An 18,982-nucleotide genomic window follows, 5' to 3' on the forward strand; every position below is an offset into this window, starting at 1 on the left:
TTAACTTAAAAGTCGATCGCGAACGTATTGAATACGCTTAATTACTTTAGGCTTAGAATTGCTGGCATCTGATGTAGTATATTCTTTGAATTCTGGTGAGTCAAGCCATGTCATTGACTGTGGAACAAGATCGCTCTTTTCTCTTAAGGCTAGTGCAACACCTACAGAAATTGCCTCAAATCGAATTCTTGGTGTTTTGACATGACCTTTTGATTTGCTAAATCCATTGGAAAAGTATTTTTCAACAAAGTCTAACATTTTGTCAAATTCAGAGCGCATACCATCTTGATTTATTACATAATTGTTATAGTTTTCTAGGTATTCATTAAGAAATTGATTAACTCGTTTGTCAAAGTTTTCATAATTATTTAAGTAGGCAAAAAAACGAAGGACAAATTCTTCTGGTTCCCGTTTGCGGACAAGTGCCTCCGACAAAGGGCATAGTTTAATAAATTTGGGAGTTTTGGCGAGTTCTTCAAGAAGATTGACAAATGGGCCAGGAGATATGCCTCTACGTTTCTCCATATCATTAAGTTGGACGCTACCAGTATTGATGCGTTCAAACATATCGCGTCGGGTTTCTTCATCAGCTTTCTCAGTCAGCACAATCATGCGAATGGTAGCTCGGTTAAATCGTCTCTGTCTTGCCAGGGGTAAATCGTTGAATTTGAAGTTGTTAAGATTTTTTAGTTTTTCTAGTTCAGATAGCTTTAGCTCGTTACTTAGAAATCTGTCTAAAGTACGGATACGTTGGGTTCCATCAACAATTTCTAACCGAGCTAAATCATCTTCATCATCTTCTTGCTTTGGTCGTAAATCGGCAACAAAAATATAGGGTATGGGTAGTCCTAGAAAGATAGATTCAATAAACTTTGACTGCCGAGTTTCTTCCCAAATCAGCTCTCGTTGATAATCTGGTATATACAATTCGCTGATGTCTTCATCTAGCCCATCTCTATATTTCTGGACAAGCACTTCCACTGGATATTCTTTTGTGTCATAGTCAACAGTTTTTTGCTTTTCCCGAATTTCTGCTTCTGCGGCTTCTCTTTGTTCATGTGTAATCTCTGTTTCCAGTGGTATTTTTGGGGATTTTGCCATTTTGCTCTCCTGTTCTGGCAGAATGTGTGTATCAGAAGTACATAAAAATTTAGCATACAACATCAAGTATACATTGATAGCCATCGACTTTGAGTGACTGAGGATGAATCGAATATGAGATATTTTAGGCCTTTCCTGACAGAGCATGAAAGTGGACGAGTTCGCTATCGGGCCTCACCCCCCCTTCCTATGCCACAGCCACCTTCCCTGCCTCCAAAAGCCCAAATTTAACCAGCTTTCCCCCATCCGGCGAAACTTCCCGCTAAATTAAAGAAGTAAAAAAAATATTCAGGCCCTACCAAGGAGATCCCATGCCTCGCGTCAGAGCACCAGAATTCCCCGTAAAGTACCCCTGGCTGAACACCGAAAAACCTTTATCCATTGCATCCTTAAAAGGGCGCGTCGTCATCCTCGACTTCTGGACTTACTGCTGCATCAACTGCTTGCACGTCCTCCCAGACTTAAAATATCTGGAACAAAAATATAAAGATTCCCTGACTGTCATCGGAGTTCACTCGGCTAAGTTTGAAAACGAAAAAGATGTAGAAAATATCCGCCAAGCTATCCTCCGCTACGATATCGAACATCCCGTAATCGTAGACAGCGGAATGAAAGTTTGGCAAAGCTACGCTGTTCGCGCTTGGCCGACTTTAATGGTGATCGATCCAGAAAGTTATGTCGTCGGCTTTGTTTCTGGCGAAGGCCATAGAGAAGCACTAGATCAGTTAGTTGGCAAGTTAATTGCTGAATACAAAGATAAAAATGCGATCGCCTTTAGGGAACTTCGTTTCAGTTTAGAAAAACAGCGCAAACCTGTATCAACCCCGCTGGCTTTTCCTGGTAAAGTGCTGGGATTTGCGATCGCGCCAACGGAGGCAAAAGTGCTTCACCAACATGAGGCGCTGTTGGGCGAAATGACTGAGGACAATGAATCTGTAGATGAAACTGTACTGCCGGGGCCTGCTAATTCAGTTATCCAAAACTTGGTCGGTTCTTGCTTGTTTGTTGCCGATTCGGGACACAATCGAATTGTTGTCAGCAGTACCGAAGGTGAGGTGCTGCACGTCATTGGTACGGGGAAAGCGGGTTTGACTGATGGGAACTTTGAAGAAGCTGAGTTTTTTGACCCTCAAGGTATGGCTTTTGATGCAGAAACTCAAATTCTCTATGTTGCTGATACGGAAAATCACGCTATCAGAACGATCGACTTTACGACTCAACGGGTGAAAACTGTTGCCGGTACTGGCGAACAAAGTCAGGAAATTGGCCCCTGCAGCGGCAAGGGTTTAGAAACGCCATTGAATTCGCCTTGGGATTTAGAAAGGGTGGGAAATAGACTTTTTATCGCCATGGCGGGCTCGCACCAAATTTGGGAGATGCAGTTAGATACTGGTACGATCGCCACTTATGCGGGTATTGGTCGAGAATCCTGTGTGGATGGGAGTCTTGCAGAATCTGCTTTTTCTCAGCCTAGCGGCTTGGCTACGGATCGATCGGAGTTGTTTGTGGCTGACAGCGAAATAAGTTCGATTCGGGCTGTAGGAATCGAAGAATACTCGAATGTTCGCACTGTCTGCGGTAGCGGTGAATTGTTTGGTTTTGGCGATAAAGATGGTCGCGGTGATGAGGTGAGGTTGCAGCACTGTTTGGGTGTTGAATACGCTCAAAATTACCTCTGGGTGGCTGATACTTACAATCACAAAATTAAGCGGATCGACCACCGCAGCGGTTCGTGCATGACGATGATTGGAGATGGTAAAGCTGGTTTGGTTGATGCTAAAGGTATCAATGCTCGATTTTTTGAACCTTCTGGGTTGAGCGCGATCGGGTCTCATTTGTTTGTTGCTGATACGAACAATCACGTGATTCGGCGAGTTGAGTTGGATACTTTGGAAGTTACAACTTTGGATTTTCACGGTTTGTGCGCGCCGGATGTTTGTCTTCCCGATTGATCCAAAAGGTTGGTAGTGAGGACTTCAGTCCTCTTGATTTTTAGAGGACTGAAGTCCTCACTAGGAACTAATTATCAGGTGCTCTACTACTTACGGTGCCTAGGAAATAATTAGGGTTTCCCTCACTCCACATCTAGTCACTCTCAGCAATCAACTTTTGTGCGTATCCATTGTGTTCCCAAGCACCTGTCACAAAACCAACTATTCCTACAACCAAAACACCCAGGACAGGGATTTTTTGTGATTTCTTGAATTCGGTAATTTGATGGCAGCAACAATTCCCGGTCGTTACCAGTCTTGCCCAATGTTCGCAATTGAATCGATAGAGTTCATATTGCCAGCATTCGTGAAATTCTGCCACAGAAATATGCAATGCTTTGTTGATGCGTTCCTTTTGCCGATATGATATCCATTTAGCAGTTTGAAATCTATGCCAATCAATTTGCCAAATTGCTAATCGTCCTGTATCTCTTTGGCGATTGCTATGAATTGGTTCCCATGCGATAGATTCGCAATCGTTGAGTTGTACTGAATAATGCAAGATATTGGACTGGTGAATGTCGCGATGATGGAGTAATTTTCCGTAATCTGGATGATGGAAATTATTGTTAATTAAATCGTGAAAATTAGACATAATTTCATTGAGTGCAGTGTCTCAGGAGCAATTGCTAGAGCTTGTTAATTCGATGGTGAGTCAACCTGCGATCGCCAGTATTCAATAATAATCGCCCAAATCTAAAATTCCGAATTGCTCAGCAGCCGCACTATTTTTTGGGCATCGTTCAATTCGCCGACTATTCGCCGCACGGGTTTGGGCCAGATTTTAATTAAGGTGGGAGTTGCTGAAATCTGATCGGCTTCTGCTTGTTCGGGATGTTTCAACACATCGATTACTTTCAAAGTGTAGGGGCGATCGAGACATTGCTCTAGGAATTGGTATAAAGTTTCGAGGGTGCGTTGGGTGCTGGGGTTGCTACCGGAAACAAACAGCCGCAAAACGTACCCTTGTGTTGGTGGCGGTGGGGTGATTGCTGTTGGTTTGGTTCGCGGCAACAGCGGGGATTGGGGGAAGTGGGAGGGAGGCGCGATCGCAGAATAGTGAGAGTCCGATCGCCCAAGGTCGATCGGGTATCGTACAACTAAGTCGTGATTTTCCCAAAGTTCGGGGAATTGTTCGTGATAAGTGGCGATCGCCATTGGTTCGCAGATTTCGTCGCTGCGGGATTCCCAAACCAAGTCGCCCGTGCCAAAAATCGCATTCAGCAGCGTTTGATGTCGCAGCACCGGGGGGTATGCCTCGGCTGCCACCCGCAACTGTCCATCGGTGCGATCGCGCCAGCAGTCAACAGTTGCCGTGTAGCAGGGTATCAGAAAATGTGGCGGTTCTGACAAACCGAGTATCTGCTGTAGGGCTACGCACAACTGCAAGTGCCACTGAGTTTGCTTGCGGGAGTCTATGCAATAGATTAAGTCTCCCCCTGGTGTAAACAGTGCAATGCCTTTAAAAAATTCTGGTAAAATCGGGCGATCGACTTTCAATTAAGTACACCCATTAAAGTTAACAGTTGACTGTTGACTGTTGACTGTTGACTGTTGACTGTTAACTGTTGACTCAACCTCGGAGCATCTGAGCCATTTCGTTTAAGTACACCCATTAAAGTTAACAGTTGACTGTTGACTGTTGACTGTTGACTGTTAACTGTTGACTCAACCTCGGAGCATCTGAGCCATTTCGTTGGGAGCCGGCGAGTTCTCTACACAAAGTTAACAGTTAACGGTTAACTGTTCACCGTTAACTGTTAACACTCGACCTTTAGACTCGACCTCGGAGCATCTGAGCCATTTCGTTGGGGAACGGCGAGTTTGCTACAGCAAGTTCTTCAGTAATCCGACCTTCTTGATAAAGGCCGTAGAGCGACTTATTCATCGTCGTCATGCCTTCATAAGTATCTTTGATCATAATTTGATTGATTTCCTCATTCTGCCCCTTCAGAATGTATTCCTTAATCACGTCGGTATTGATCAAAACGTCGTGGAAAGCAGCCCGCTTGCCATCAGTGGTTTTGCACAGCAGTTGAGCAATAATCGCGACTAGGGATTCGGAAATAGAAACCCGTATGGCTTCTTGTTCTTCCGCCCCGAACATATCCAGAATCCGGTTCAGGGTTTTAACTGCACTGTTGGTGTGCAGGGTTCCTGCAACTAAGTGACCTGTCTGAGAGGCTTTGAGGGCAATTTCCACGGTTTCTCTGTCCCGAATTTCTCCTACTAGCAGCATATCCGGGTCTTGCCGCAGAGCGCCTTTGAGAGCGCTCATAAACTTGAGGGTGTGTCTGCCGACTTCCCGGTGCTTGATCAAGGATTTTTTGCTTTCGTGTACGAATTCTACCGGGTCTTCGATCGTGATGATGTTGTAGGCTTTATTTTTGTTGATGTAGTCGATCATCGCGGCCAAGGTGGTAGATTTGCCCGAACCTGTGGGGCCCGTCACCAAAATCAGACCTTTGTGGTAGCCGCATATTTTCTTAAAGACTGCTGGTAGGTTTAATTCCTCCAGGGTCATTATTTTGGCAGGAATTAGCCGGAGTACCATCGCCGGGCCTGCCAAGGAGTCCATGCAGCTGATCCGAATGCGGACAAAGCCGAAGTCGAAAGCGCCGTCAAAATCTAGGGTTTTTTGGAAAATTTCAATTTCTTCATCGCTCATGCACTCGCGCAGCCAGCCAAAAAACGTATCTAAATCCGACGGTGGATAGCCGATATCGGCTATCTCGCCCCGGTTTCGGAAGCGCGGGAATTCGTTGACTCCGAGATGAAGATCGGATACTCCTTCTTCTTTGGCTCGCATTACCAGCTCTTTCAAAGTCGGAATTTTGTTGTTGCTGGAATTTTTAGGTGTGGCGAAGGATTGGGGCGCGGGTGCCGGTGGCTGTGTGGCGGCGGGTGGTGGGGGTGCTGGTGCTGGTGGCGGTGCTGGTGGCATTCCTGCTGCTCTGGGAATGCCTGGAGCTGGAGGGCGGGGCAGGCCGGGGGGTGGGGGCGCTCCGGGTAGGGGCGGGCGAGGAGCTGGCGGATGCTGTTGTGTCATATGCGCTACTTTGAATTTGGTGAGAAGGCTGACTCGAACAGTTGACACTCAAGGCGCGTAAACGCACTGAGATTCTTTAGAAGGAGATATCCACCGTTGGACATTGCTCGAACCGCTACTCGTAGAGCCGCTTACTCGAACTCTACCGCAGCGCGACAGGGGGGTGCCAATTCCCACTATTCTCTCCGCTATTTCTAGCATTGAGGCTACTTTGATTTGTTGTGAGTGATTCACTCGCCTCAGAGTCTTTACTTGCAAAGGCTAGAGGTAGGGTATTCTTGGATACCAGTTTAACCATTTCGGTTAAACGTCTTTTAACTACAACGTCCAATTGCTAGGAGTTTCACCTTACTTTAGAGGTCAACGTCTGTGTGTCTATTTTAACACACTTCCCACATATAAAGCCGTTCTGTAAGGCTTGCGCTGAGCTTGCCGAAGGAACGGGGTTTCCACCCACATTTTCTGATGATTTGTGGAAGTTAGACAATGCCGATCGCCCGAAGTGCGTTTCTTGCACAAGAGCTTAACTGTTCAGATCAGTTTATCTCAAGAGGGGGGCGCAGCAAGGAAATATTCTGTTGTTTGCACGCGGGCGATCGCTCTGGGCCTACAATCGAATATGGATTTTCGACATTTTTGAATATTTTTTTAAAGGGAAAGACTTTTTCTCAAAAAACAGTATAAATATATACTTTGCCGAACCATTCAGGACTTACACCTATGAATTCTGTCGATCGGGCTTTTAGTTCAGCCCTGGATTTGGCGAAGTCGATCCGCGATCGGGAAATTTCGCCGCTAGAAATTACCAATGTGTACTTGGAACGGATCGATCGATTAAACCATCAACTTGGTAGTTATTTTACAGTAACTGCCGATCGGGCGATCGAGCTAGCTACAGCGCAAACCGAACACCTAGCAGGCTTAAACAAGTCACAGGAATTGCCGCCTTTTTTCGGAGTGCCAATTGCTATCAAAGACTTGACACCAGTTGCCGGGGTTCCGTGTACCTACGGAGTTCAGGCTTTGCACAGTAACATATCTCCCTACAACGAGTCAGTAGTCTGGCGGATCGAAGCAGCCGGATTTAACATTCTGGGCAAAACAGCAACCTCTCAAATAGGCTCATTGCCTTACACCGAGCCCCCAGGTTTCCGGCCCGCGCGCAATCCCTGGAATTTAGAATACACGCCCGGAGGTTCCAGCGGCGGCTCAGCGGCGGCCGTAGCGGCGGGTTTGTGCGCGATCGCCCAAGGTTCAGACGGCGGCGGTTCGATCCGAGGCCCAGCTTCCGCCTGCGGTTTAGTGGGCATTAAACCCTCGCGCGGGCGAGTTTCCTGGGCACCAGTCGGAGACTACCTCAGCGGCATTTCTGCCAACGGCCCCCTCGCCCGCACTGTGGCTGACGCGGCCGCACTTTTGGACGTGATGTCAGGCTACACAACCGGCGATCCGTACTGGCTACCAGACCCAAATCCCACATTTCTAGAGGCTTCCGGCGAAAAGTTAGGCAAACTGCGAATTGCTTTTTCTACCAGTATTGCCCCCGTGGGCGAGGCAGCGCCTGTGTGTCAGCAAGCGGTACTCGAAACCGTAAAATTACTGACAGATTTGGGTCACGATATCGAACCGGGATGCCCGGATTTTACGGGTTTAATCGAACCGTTTACGACAATTTGGCAGTCTGGGGCGGCTGCAAGCGGCATTCCAGGGAAGGTTTTGGAACCGATGAATCGCTGGTTGTTGGAAAGAACAGTTTCGGCTGGGGAATATTTGCGGGCGGTGAATCAAATGCAGGTGATTTCACGGCGGATTGTGGGATTCTTTGAAAATTTTGATGTGTTAGTTTTGCCGACTTATATGCACTCGCCCATTGGCATCGGCGAGTGGGCAGATTTGAGTTGTGAGGAAACTTTGCAGCGGATTATTAATTGGGTTGCTCCTTGTCCGCCATTTAATGCTAGCGGTTTACCTGCGATCGCACTTCCAGCAATTTTAGATGATAACGGTTTACCCGTGGGAATTCAAATTATCGGGCGGCCGGCGGCGGAAGCAACTTTAATTGCTTTAGCAGCGCAGATAGAAGCGGCGAAACCTTTCCCAGTTTTGGATTTTAAATAGGAAGAAGCAGAATTTTAGGTACGTTGTTGCGCTTTAGCGCTAAAGCGCAACAACGTACCTTTTTTAAGGTGCTAGTTGCGTGCAGGATTACCTAATTCAACGGAATTGTTATGACAAATTCCGCACCTTTTCCCGGTTCCGAAATACACTCGATCGCACCGCCGTGTTTTTCGACTACAATCTGATAGCTAATCGACAATCCCAATCCCGTCCCTTTCCCCTCCGGCTTAGTAGTAAAAAACGGATCGAACAATTTACACCGCGTTGATTCAGGCATCCCCCGCCCATTATCCTTAATCCGAATCACCGCAAAACTCTCACTTTTTTCCCCTCTTACTTCTTCCTTATTCCCAACATCCGTTAAATCCGCTACATCCGTTAAATCCGCTACAAAATCCGCTGCCGAACCTTCCGTTACATCCGTTACATCCGTTACACAATCCGCTGCCGAACCTTCCTTGACTTCGGTGCAAACTGTGATAATATTCGGATGCTTTTCAATTTCAGCGTAAGTGCGTGAAGCGCAGCTATCCCGTAGGGAATCGCAATTCGACTCATCCAAAGCATCGATCGCATTCCCGATCAAATTCATAAACACCTGATTGAGTTGTCCGCTGTAACACTCAACCGCAGGCAAATCGCCGTATTCCTTAATCACTTGAATTGCCGGACGTTCCGCATTAGCTTTCAAACGGTGCTGCAAAATCATCAACGTGCTCTCAATCCCTGCGTGAATGTCGGCCGGTTTTTTCTCGGTACCGTCAACGCGGGAGAAGTTCCGCAACGATTGCATGATATCACGGATGCGATCGGTTCCTAGCTGCATAGAACCCAACATTTTCGGCAAGTCTTCCATCAGATAATCGAGTTCAATATCTTCTGCCACTTCTACAATTTCCGGCACAGGATTTGGATAGTGCTGCTGGTAAAGATTGACAATGCAAATCAAATCTCGTACATAATCATTAGCGTGGTGGAGATTGCCAGAAATAAAGCCAACGGGGTTATTGACTTCGTGAGCAACTCCTGCTACCAACTGCCCCAAACTTGAGATTTTTTCCGTTTGCACCAGTTGAGCTTGAGTTTGCTGCAACTTGTGCAAAGATTGTTCTAGTTGCTGCGACTTTTCTTGTGCTTGTGCGTAGAGTTTAGCATTTTCTAGGGCGATGGCGACTTGAGAAGTCAAGACTTTTAAAACTTGCAATCTTTCGGGAGAAAATGCACCCGCTGCTAAGTTGTTCTCCAGGTACAGAATCCCTGTGAGTTGGCCCTGATAGATGACGGGATTGCAAAGAATTGACTTAGGCTGACTGCTGACAATATACGGATCGGTAGTAAACAAGCCATCTGAACCTGCATTGTTTAAAACCAAGTCTTTTTGAGTTCGAGCAACATAGTTAACAATAGAAACTGGCAAATCTTGACTAATTTCAACGGGAAGGGATTGCAAGACAACGGCTTGATTTTGCTCTGACGTACAAGCTGCTTGGATCAAAAGATTGTCATCTTTGTAGAGCATCAGCACTGCTTTTTGAGCCGCGGCATTTTCTAACAAAATTTTGATTAAACGGGCGAGCAATTTATCCAGCACAATTTCGCTGGTAATAGCTTGAGATGCTTTGACGAATGTGCCGATATCTAAGGATTGGCTAAAATCGCTGTTGGTGGTTGTTGTCGTGGCGGTGACAGTTAAATCGCGGGTTTTGGTTTCTCGGTTGAGGGTTTGGGCGACTAATTGGGGATATCGGGCTTCTAAATCTTTGACTTTTGCGATCGCTCCCCAGTGGATGTAACCGTAGTAAGATTCTGTGAGATAGACTAAAGCGATTTTGTCCTTGTTGCGAGAGAAATAAAACTCCGCTGCAAGTTCGTTAGCGAGGGCTGCTTCTTGGATGTATCCCTGCTCTTTTGCTCCTTGAATAGCTTTGTCATAATAATCTGCTGCTTCCCAATTTTTACCGAATACTCGCGCTTTTTCGGCTTCTACCAAGTCGTACTTGTGCTGATAGTTCATGGGGGCGTGGTGCGCCCAATTGTGCATTTTTTCCTGATTTGCAGCTACTTGCATCAAGTGTTTTTCTTTTTCTGCACCGTCAGCAGTTGGATACACAGCGAGGAGTGCCAGGGAATAGTAAAAATTGTTAGCAGCAATTGACGACCAACCGCCTACCGATTGCACGTATTTTATAGATAATGCAGCGCTGTTAACTGCACTATTAAAGTCTTTAAACAAATAGAAAAGCATGGATTTAATTAGATGGATGCTAAACAGTACCCAGCCATCATTAATCGCTTCCCATTCCGGCAGCATAGTGGATTCATCAAAAGCCTTACCAATCAAACGACACTTATCTGCTGCCAAACCCCGTAAATTTAAACTCATTTGTCTCCATATACTGATGTTAAAAGCAACATAATCATTTTTTACCTCGCGCATCAAGCAAATGTATTCCGCTTGCTTCTGTTCTACAACATCAAGATTTTCTCCTGTAAAAAACATAGAGTTGCAGTAGTTCAAAGCGCAATATCCACCAAAAATCAAATTGCCAGCTTCCAGACCACTTTGAAACCCTTCCTGTAAATCAGCAAAACCTTCTCGCAAGTGTTCTTTCCAGGGTTGAATGCAACCATTAAACATATTGTAAATTTCACATTTCATGGCATTGACGCCGTATTTTTCCAACAACTTCACAGACAGTTGTCCGGCATGATATCCTTTCTCGATTTCTCCCAGGCCACCGCACAAAACTATGCCATAAGAACTGTATGAAAAAGCAGTCAGCGGTGAATAACCTTCTTCCATACACAGCTTAATTTGAGCCAAGATAATAGGCAATAAAATTTCAGGCTTTTGTAACAATGCCGGCGGAATAATTGATACGAGAAGCCGCAGAGTTGCCAGTCGTTTGGGGTCTGTCATTTGTGGCAAATTATTCACTTCTTCCAGCAGTGGCATTTGTACTTCCAGACTGCCGCAATCCAGAATGTCTGATAGAGAGACGCCCATAATTTCCAAAGCTTGCAGTCCCGTATCTATAGCTTTTAAGGACTGACTTTGAGTCATATACATCTGGATTTTCAAGTCGTATGCTTTCACTTGGTCGAGCAGATTTTTAGCTTGTTGTAAGATAATTTCAATTAACTTTTCTGCTCGATCGAAGTTAGTATTCAGAAATTCTGCTTCTGCTGCTTCTGTGTGCAGGTTGAGTGTAAATTCGTAATGCTTCTGCCAGCTATCTGCTCCCAGCAATCCGAAACCGACATTCAAATACCCGACTGCCGAGTGATATGCCATTGCGGACTTTGCTTTTTTACCGGCTATAAAATTGAGTTCGGTTAACTCGTATTTTTCAGTCTCAGATGTTAATAAGTCTATGCCGAAATTCAGTTGGTTTACTAAAGCAAAAATGTTATCTTTACGCTCTTGGGGAGCCATGTTTTGCAGCAGCAATTGACCGATTTTGACGTGAGTCTCTTTTTTATCGCCGCCGGGAATCAGAGAATAAGCTGCTTGCTGCACTCTGTCGTGCAGGAATTTGTAGGCAATCTTGGATTCCCCGTAGGGGCAGTGCCCCCGTGCCTGCCCTTCCCGTGCCCGCCCCAGCAAATTGTCCGCTTCCCAGCCTCCAACCAGGGGAATTTTGTAAGCATTACTCAATGGGAGAACCAATCCAGTTTGCAGGGCAGCCCAGAGTTCGGTAGCTGCTTGCGCCTGGGATTGTTCGTTGACAATTGACAAAACGTCGAGGGTAAATGTGTCGCCAATACAAGCCGCCAATTTTAAGACTCGCTGCGTAGTTTCCGGAAGTTTTTCGATGCGGCTGGCTACCAATTCGACGACGCTTTTGTCCGTAATGCCGATCGCCTGAATCTGCTCTAAACTCCACAGCCAACTACCGCTACTAAATTCAAAGTGTAACAGATTTTCTTGATACAGCGCTTGCAAAAGCTGCGTGATAAAGAAAGGATTGCCGCTCGTTTTGTGGAAAATCAACTCAGCCAGCAATTTCACCTTGTCGTTACCGGTGAGGGTATCGGCGATTAATTCGCGGACATTGCCGAAATCGAGCGGTTGCAATACGATATTATTAACTGGAGTGCCCGTTTTTTCAATTTGCTCGATCGCCTGCCTCAGCGGATGAGTCGGATTAACTTCATTATCCCGATAAGCACCGATCAAAAGCAGATATTGACTTTCCGAATTGCCAACCAACAACTGCATTAAATTCAGCGATGCCGAATCAGCCCACTGCAAATCGTCTAAAAAGATTACCAGCGGATGTTCTGCACGAGTAAAGACGCTGATAAACTCTTGAAAGACTCGATTAAACCGATTTTGAGATTCGGCAGGCCCCAGTTGCGGCACTTCCGGCTGTTTGCCAATAATTAGCTCAATTTCCGGAATCACATCAACAATTACAGCACCGTTTGCACCCAAAGCCGCCACTAATTTCTCTCTCCAAGCTTGCAATTTTTCGGTTTTTTCAGTCAGCAACTGTCCGATTAATGACTGGAAAGCTTGAATCAAAGCTGCATAGGGAATGTTGCGCTTAAATTGGTCAAATTTGCCGTTGATAAAATAGCCGCGCTGTCGCACAATTGGCTTGTGAACTTCATTAACAATGGCGGTTTTGCCAATGCCAGAATAACCGGAAACTAGGATTATTTCGCTTTGTGCGCGACCAACTATATTTTCCGAGTTTTCTGGCGGTTGTGCGCCTGCAAGCCCGCTAACTCGTTCAAAAGCAGCCAGCAGGCGATCGACTTCGGCTTCTCGCCCGTAGAGTTTCTGAGGGATTGACAGTTGTGGCGAGCGATCGAACTTTCCCGGTACAAAATAAGTTATTTCTCCAGTTGTCTGCCAAGAATTCAAACATTTTTCTAAATCTGCTTGAATTCCCTCCGCAGTTTGATACCTATCTTCAGCATTTTTCGCCAACAGCTTCATCACAATATCCGAAACAACTTGCGGAATCTCATCGCTACTTTCTGCATTTTTTCTGCATTCACAAGGCGGTACGGGCTGTTTGGCAATGTGACAGTGTACGAGTTCCAAAATATCGCTGCTTTTAAACGGCAATTCCCCTGTCAGCATTTCGTAAAATGTGACGCCGAGGGAATAGAAATCGCTGCGATAATCTAAGGTGCGGTTCATTCTCCCGGTTTGTTCGGGAGACATATAGGCGACTGTACCTTCAACCAAGTTAGCGCTGTTAATTTGGGGGTTTTCTTTGCTCAGCCGGGAAGCGACGCTGAAGTCGGTGAGTTTGACAGTTCCTGTTTCAATGTTGATGATAATATTGGATGGTTTGATGTCTTTGTGGATGATACAGTTTTTGTGGAGCGAGTTGAGTGCTGATGCTAGTTGAATGCCAATGTTTAAAAAGGCCGTCAAGTCAAGTTTTTTCGAGATAATTTGGCTGAGGGAGCGGCCGCCAAAATCTTCTGAAATCAGGGCGAGACGGTTTTGATAGGTTTCGAGGCTGTAATATTTGACGATGCTGTCTGCGTGTAAATGCTGAGTAATTTTATATTCGTTTTTTAGGCGGGTAATTTGTTCGAGGGTGGGAAATTCTGCCTTGAGGATTTTGATGATGACTGGTTGTTCGTCTGACTCTCTAATGCCGCGGTAAACGCTGGTATTGAAGCCGTCGGAGATGGAGGTGCTGATTTGGTAGCCTGGAAGTGTCAACGTATTCATTGATATCATCCTTATAGCTGAGGTAAATTGATTTTTTTAAAGGTTTGCCCAGACGGTATGATGCGAGCGGGACGATCGCACTGCACTCGAAAAATTATCATTCTGGTGCAAATATCAGGGAGATCGCAGGGTTTTATTTATCATGGTAGTAAACACAAAATATTATGTCAACCGCAATTTTGCTTAGTGTTTTAACCCAAAGGGCCCTGTTTGATTGGCAATTATACTTGGGATCGCGAATTAAATAACTTACAATTTTAATTGTTATTGTGGGATGGGCGTCCCGCCCGTTTTTTTTGGACGGGCGGGACGCCCATCCCACTATCCCACTTTCAAGAGTGGAAGTTATTTAATTCTCATTTCTTAATAATACGATCGCGATTACAGACAAAATCAATATATCCTGAGGCTTGGCCGATCGCATTCCCAGACAATTTATCGACACTTGAGCACAATTTCTCAGTATCTGGGACAATTTTAAGAATATAGTGATATCCCTCTAGTTGAATCAGGTAAAAATGAGCATTAGACCAAATTTCAGATGGTTTTCATCAGTGGCGAGTGTTTGTAGCGCGATCGCGATCGGCACTTTCAGCAGCGTGACATCCCCTGCAAAAGCAGCAGAAACAGTTGTTGTCCGCAAAGGCCCTTTAGAATCGTCTATTTCGGTTGCGGATTTGCGCGAACTCGCAGCAACCGGAAAAGTCCCTGAAAAACTGCAAGCTTACGCCAATCTGCTGTCTGACGCACAGCGCCGTCAAATTTTGGGAGCACTTCAAGCGAAAATCCCTCTCAATGTAGTCGGCTTGAGCAACTTGCTAAATACGCGCATCGGGACTGCGATTTTGACGGATTTGACTACAGTCGTACCCAGGCGCGACGGTGCCGGTGTGGAAGCGCTGCGATCGGCTTTGGTGCTGGGGGCGAACGCGCCGGAAGGCTTATCGGTATTGAGTTTTATTGAATCTTACCCAAGTTCGCGGGTAGTCGTGGATCTCGATCGAGCTTTCGCAGTTTTAAGCAATTTAAACGCAGGTTTTTGGCAAACTCAGAGGTTTATGGCAGCGATCGCACCTCAGTTAGCAGCCGCTAAACCCGCATTTAACCCGCCTTTCGACCCCACACAGCCCGGGCCGAATTCGGTGCGGGTAATGAAGCTAGATTTAAACGATAGCGCCCGCAATCGGCGCATTCCGGTGGATGTCTACTGGTCGAGAGCAGTGACGGCGGACAAACCGACGATCGTCTTTTCTCACGGTTTGGGATCGGTACGCACGGATTTGCGTTATTTAGCAGAGCATTTGGCGTCCTACGGCTATGTGGTAGCTGCTGTAGAACATCCGGGAAGCAACGAAACAAATACCAATGCTGCGATCGCGGGTAAGTCTCGGTTGTTAGCTTCTCAAGAATTTTTAGACCGTCCCAAAGATATCAGTTTTGTGCTGGATGAACTGGCAAAATTGAACCAAACTGATGATAACTTGCAGGGGAAAATTGCGATCGAGCGATCGATGATAATTGGCTATTCCTTCGGCGGCGCCACAGCCTTGTCCGTAGCGGGTGCGGAACTGCAATTGACCGGGCTCAAACAGCGCTGTCAGGGCGATTTAATCGGGTTTAGCTTGGGCGAAGGCATTCAGTGCGCGGCGGCCGGATTGCCCCAAGAACGGTATCAATTGCGGGATGTGAGGATAAAAAGGGCGATCGTCATGAATCCCACAACATCATTACTATTCGGAGAAACTGGCCTAAGTAAAATTAAGATTCCCACATTAATAGTAGCATCTTCAGCCGACAAAACAACACCAGCCTTAGTCGAACAAATTGCCGGCTTCCAAAAGATTACCGCTCCCAAATGGCTAGTCGGCTTTGTAGGAGGAACCCACTTAAGCGTCAAAGATCCGAGTACAACCTTAGACCAAGCTAACAGACCGAGCACAGTAATTACTGGCGACGAAGTTGTCGGCGACCAAGCTGCGAGCATACGCAATTATATTAAAGCTATCAGTCTAGCCACCGCAGCTCAACTAACGGCAGAAGCTGACAAATATGCAGTATTTCTCACCCCAGAATACGCACAATTCGCTTCGACAAATGCAATTCCGGTGCGCCTAGTGACAGAAATTTCCCCAGAAACTAATGCAGTCGTGCAAACTTTTATTCAGCAGAGTCATTAGTCATCAGTCATTAGTCATCAGTCATTAGTTATTAGTCAGCAGCGCGAGCTTAAGAGCTCGCGAACGTCATTAGTCATTCTGCTTGAGGAGGAAGAAAGCTCGAAATCTTGTCCCCCCCTTATTAAGGGGGGTTAGGGGGGATCAAAATATGTGCATCCTCACCAAAAATAATCGTGTTTGTAGTAAGGACTTTAGTCCTCTTCCAAGTCTGAGGACTAAAGTCCTCACTACAAACCTATTTTATAGCTGTAGTTCGAGCAGACACCATATTGTGACTTAGCAGCATTTCCTGTTGTATGGGCGCCCGCTTCGCCCAGCGGTTTATTTTTCTTGAGCGCTGATATTTTTGGTTCGCGCCAGGGCAAAATATAGAAAAGGACTTTTATAAACTCAACTCCCAAACTGCCATGCCAAAAAAAAATATTATCCCGATAGTGCTGCTATTTGTAGCGCTGTTTACCCTTTACGGTGACAGTTTAACTTTTCTCCCCAAACCTGTCAGAGATACCAGCTTGGCTAGTAGAAAGTTCTTCGTCAGTTTGTGGCCCTCATGGGTAAAGCCAAAAGAGGTAAACAAGCAAAGAGAGAAAGATATTGAGGACTTGCAAAAAAAACCTAGTCGATAGTTTTGACAGTTGACAGTTGATGGTTGACAGAAGTCTGATGGAAGTTGGAAGAAAAAGGAAGAACCAATTGACCGATTTTTGTCTGTTCAGTGTTGGTTTTATTTCTGCTGCTTGTCAGGTGCGTCGCTGTGAGATTTTCTGTCTTATTTAGGGATTTATCGCAGGCGACACACCCCACGACTATGGGTAAGGTGCGCACTGCGCACCCTACATAATTCGATTCTGCATCCAGGTCTGTTTTAGATTGGTTTTTCCATCTAAAATCTCAGATATAAAATCGATTATGCCTGCTTTTTCAACCAGCTAAACATAGCGCGCAAATCTTTACCAACTTCTTCAATCGGATGTTCTGCTTCCTGACGGCGCATGGAAGTAAAGCCCGGTTTGCCGGCTTGGTTTTCCAGCACGAATTCGCGCGCAAATTGACCGGATTGAATTTCGCTAAGAATTTTACGCATTTCGGCGCGGGTATCATCGGTGACGATGCGGGGGCCGCGAGTTAAGTCGCCGTATTCTGCGGTATTGGAGATGCTGTCGCGCATTTTGGCGAGGCCTCCTTCTACTACTAAGTCAACGATAAGTTTAACTTCGTGCAAACATTCAAAATAAGCTAATTCCGGTTGATATCCAGCGTTAACTAAGGTTTCAAATCCAGCTTTAATTAAGGCGCTCAAACCGCCGCACAAAACTACTTGTTCGCCAAAAAGGTCGGTTTCTGTTTCTTCGCGGAAAGTGGTTTCAAGGATGCCGGCTCTGGTGCCGCCGATACCTTTAGCATAGGCCATTGCCCGATCGCGCGCTTGGCCCGAAGCATCCTGATATACTGCAAACAAACTCGGAACACCTTCGCCTTGTTCGTAAGTCCGGCGCACCAAGTGTCCGGGGCCTTTGGGGGCTACCATTACTACGTCTACGTCGGCTGGAGGGACAACTTGGCCGAAGTGAATGTTAAAACCGTGAGCAAATGCTAAAACATTTCCTGCTGAAAGGTTAGGTTCGATTTGTTCTTTGTAAATAGTTTTTTGAACTTCATCGGGTAATAAAATCATGATGAAGTCAGCGGCTGCGGCTGCTTTGTCTACCGGGTGAACAGTTAAACCCGCATCGGTTGCTTTGGCGGCAGATTTACTACCGGGATACAAACCGACAATGACATTCATGCCGCTGTCTTTGAGGTTGAGGGCGTGGGCGTGTCCTTGGGAACCGTAGCCAATGATAGCAACTGTTTTGTTGGCTAAGAGGTCTAGGTTGGCGTCTTCGTTGTAATACATACGGGCCATGGTGCTTGTCTCCTGAGATGCAAATGGGGTGAGTGACTGCAAAACTCTCATTTTATCAAAGTGGGGTGCTTTTTTTGCAGAAATTTAGAGATTAAGATTTTATGGTGGGAAAATAAAGGGCGATTCCAGCCGACGATAGCTGCGCCGCGCGTACTGAATTTAGCAGGTTTTGCTGCAAGTCAAATATAATTGTCAATAGCGTGCTGTGCTTTTGAAAAAAACCTCACATCTTGTATCATTCTGAAGAACATGCTCTCCGGCTTGTTCCACAAAGAGTGAATTTTCTTGTGGAACAGGCTCTCCGGCCTGTTCCATAAAACCCAACAGACTAACTTTTTTTAAATGAAAATAAAAGCAATACATCATTTAGCGATTATTTGCTCGGATTACGAAAAGTCAAAGAAATTTTATGTAGAAGTCTTGGGATTTTCCATTATCAAAGAAACTTTCCGAAGCGAGAGGAATTCTTACAAACTAGATTTGCAAGTCGGAAACGGCAGCACAATGATTGAACTGTTCTCATTTCCCCATCCTCCCAAAAGAGTTAACAATCCTGAAGCTTGCGGCTTGAGACATTTAGCTTTTGCAGTTGAGGACATAGAAGCATCCGTTGCTTACTTAAAATCCCAACAAGTAGAAGTAGAAGAAATTCGCCTTGACGAAATTACAGAAAAACGGTTTACATTTTTCAGAGATCCAGATAATTTACCCTTAGAAATTTATGAAATTTAGTTAACAGGACTTACAGCATATTCGGGTTTGGTACGGACACGGAATTGCCCAAGGAGTGTCAACTTAACGTCAAACCCTGAGTCCGGCAGTCCGGCAGGGGTTAAAACCCTAGTGGGCTTTCGGGTTAAGTTGACACTAATGGGATCTTGGAGTGTCCCTACGGAGGATATAGCTGGCCGGAAAGCCTGTTATTGATGATTTGACAGT

At 45.8% G+C, this 18,982-nt stretch carries 12 protein-coding genes; 6 read left to right on the plus strand and 6 right to left on the minus strand.

Annotated elements, in window-relative coordinates; all coding sequences use genetic code 11:
• Entirely contained in the window at window positions 1-1,185 is a 1,185-nt protein-coding gene (locus tag JGK39_RS00825; protein WP_293256636.1) for a DUF262 domain-containing protein, read from the minus strand.
• A 227-nt stretch (window positions 1,186-1,412) separates the two neighbouring features.
• On the opposite strand from JGK39_RS00825, the gene JGK39_RS00830 reads away from it, so the two are divergent.
• Window positions 1,413-3,053, plus strand: coding sequence for a thioredoxin-like domain-containing protein (locus JGK39_RS00830; protein ID WP_293256634.1), 1,641 nt, complete (start codon window positions 1,413-1,415; stop codon window positions 3,051-3,053).
• Window positions 3,054-3,186: 133 nt separating this feature from the next.
• On the opposite strand, the gene JGK39_RS00835 is transcribed toward JGK39_RS00830, so the two are convergent.
• From JGK39_RS00835 to JGK39_RS00845, 3 genes are all read right to left on the minus strand, one after another.
• Window positions 3,187-3,687, minus strand: a complete 501-nt coding sequence (locus tag JGK39_RS00835) for a hypothetical protein (protein ID WP_293256631.1) — start codon at window positions 3,685-3,687, stop codon at window positions 3,187-3,189.
• A gap of 101 nt (window positions 3,688-3,788) precedes the next feature.
• On the minus strand, window positions 3,789-4,592 hold the full coding sequence (locus JGK39_RS00840) for a circadian clock KaiB family protein (protein WP_293256628.1): 804 nt from the start codon (window positions 4,590-4,592) through the stop codon (window positions 3,789-3,791).
• 274 nt (window positions 4,593-4,866) lie between these two features.
• Window positions 4,867-5,901 (minus strand): type IV pilus twitching motility protein PilT, encoded by a 1,035-nt coding sequence (locus JGK39_RS00845; RefSeq protein WP_293256625.1) that lies wholly within the window; start codon window positions 5,899-5,901, stop codon window positions 4,867-4,869.
• Here JGK39_RS00845 and JGK39_RS00850 point away from each other — a divergent pair.
• On the plus strand, window positions 5,891-6,202 hold the full coding sequence (locus JGK39_RS00850; protein ID WP_293256622.1) for a hypothetical protein: 312 nt from the start codon (window positions 5,891-5,893) through the stop codon (window positions 6,200-6,202). The two genes, JGK39_RS00845 and JGK39_RS00850, sit on opposite strands and share 11 nt — an antisense overlap.
• A gap of 659 nt (window positions 6,203-6,861) precedes the next feature.
• On the plus strand, window positions 6,862-8,259 hold the full coding sequence (locus JGK39_RS00855; protein ID WP_293256619.1) for an amidase: 1,398 nt from the start codon (window positions 6,862-6,864) through the stop codon (window positions 8,257-8,259).
• A 91-nt stretch (window positions 8,260-8,350) separates the two neighbouring features.
• Here JGK39_RS00855 and JGK39_RS00860 read toward each other — a convergent pair whose 3' ends face one another.
• Entirely contained in the window at window positions 8,351-13,960 is a 5,610-nt protein-coding gene (locus tag JGK39_RS00860; RefSeq protein ID WP_293256616.1) for an ATP-binding sensor histidine kinase, read from the minus strand.
• Window positions 13,961-14,478: 518 nt separating this feature from the next.
• On the opposite strand from JGK39_RS00860, the gene JGK39_RS00865 reads away from it, so the two are divergent.
• Together JGK39_RS00865 and JGK39_RS00870 are read left to right on the plus strand one after the other, a co-directional pair.
• Complete coding sequence (locus JGK39_RS00865) at window positions 14,479-16,137, plus strand: alpha/beta hydrolase (RefSeq protein WP_293256613.1); 1,659 nt, start codon at window positions 14,479-14,481, stop codon at window positions 16,135-16,137.
• A 407-nt stretch (window positions 16,138-16,544) separates the two neighbouring features.
• Window positions 16,545-16,763, plus strand: a complete 219-nt coding sequence (locus JGK39_RS00870; protein WP_293256610.1) for a hypothetical protein — start codon at window positions 16,545-16,547, stop codon at window positions 16,761-16,763.
• A 281-nt stretch (window positions 16,764-17,044) separates the two neighbouring features.
• Here JGK39_RS00870 and ilvC read toward each other — a convergent pair whose 3' ends face one another.
• Complete coding sequence (ilvC, locus tag JGK39_RS00875; RefSeq protein ID WP_293178718.1) at window positions 17,045-18,043, minus strand: ketol-acid reductoisomerase; 999 nt, start codon at window positions 18,041-18,043, stop codon at window positions 17,045-17,047.
• A gap of 342 nt (window positions 18,044-18,385) precedes the next feature.
• Here ilvC and JGK39_RS00880 point away from each other — a divergent pair, with 342 nt between their 5' ends.
• Window positions 18,386-18,775: a VOC family protein gene (locus JGK39_RS00880; protein WP_293258905.1), complete on the plus strand. Its 390-nt coding sequence runs from the start codon at window positions 18,386-18,388 to the stop codon at window positions 18,773-18,775.
• Window positions 18,776-18,982: the final 207 nt, after the last annotated feature.

This window comes from Microcoleus sp. PH2017_12_PCY_D_A (assembly GCF_020738565.1).
Classification (GTDB): Bacteria; Cyanobacteriota; Cyanobacteriia; order Cyanobacteriales; family Microcoleaceae; genus Microcoleus.

Excerpts from the sequence above, each read along its gene's own strand:
- JGK39_RS00825 (WP_293256636.1), bottom strand. The coding sequence starts at position 1,185 with ATGGCTATCAATGTATACTTGATGTTGTATGCTAAATTTTTATGTACT.
- JGK39_RS00830 (WP_293256634.1), top strand. The coding sequence starts at position 1,413 with ATGCCTCGCGTCAGAGCACCAGAATTCCCCGTAAAGTACCCCTGGCTG.
- JGK39_RS00835 (WP_293256631.1), bottom strand. The coding sequence starts at position 3,687 with ATGTCTAATTTTCACGATTTAATTAACAATAATTTCCATCATCCAGAT.
- JGK39_RS00845 (WP_293256625.1), bottom strand. The coding sequence starts at position 5,901 with ATGCGAGCCAAAGAAGAAGGAGTATCCGATCTTCATCTCGGAGTCAAC.
- JGK39_RS00855 (WP_293256619.1), top strand. The coding sequence starts at position 6,862 with ATGAATTCTGTCGATCGGGCTTTTAGTTCAGCCCTGGATTTGGCGAAG.
- JGK39_RS00860 (WP_293256616.1), bottom strand. The coding sequence starts at position 13,960 with ATGAATACGTTGACACTTCCAGGCTACCAAATCAGCACCTCCATCTCC.
- JGK39_RS00865 (WP_293256613.1), top strand. The coding sequence starts at position 14,479 with ATGAGCATTAGACCAAATTTCAGATGGTTTTCATCAGTGGCGAGTGTT.
- JGK39_RS00870 (WP_293256610.1), top strand. The coding sequence starts at position 16,545 with ATGCCAAAAAAAAATATTATCCCGATAGTGCTGCTATTTGTAGCGCTG.
- ilvC (WP_293178718.1), bottom strand. The coding sequence starts at position 18,043 with ATGGCCCGTATGTATTACAACGAAGACGCCAACCTAGACCTCTTAGCC.
- JGK39_RS00880 (WP_293258905.1), top strand. The coding sequence starts at position 18,386 with ATGAAAATAAAAGCAATACATCATTTAGCGATTATTTGCTCGGATTAC.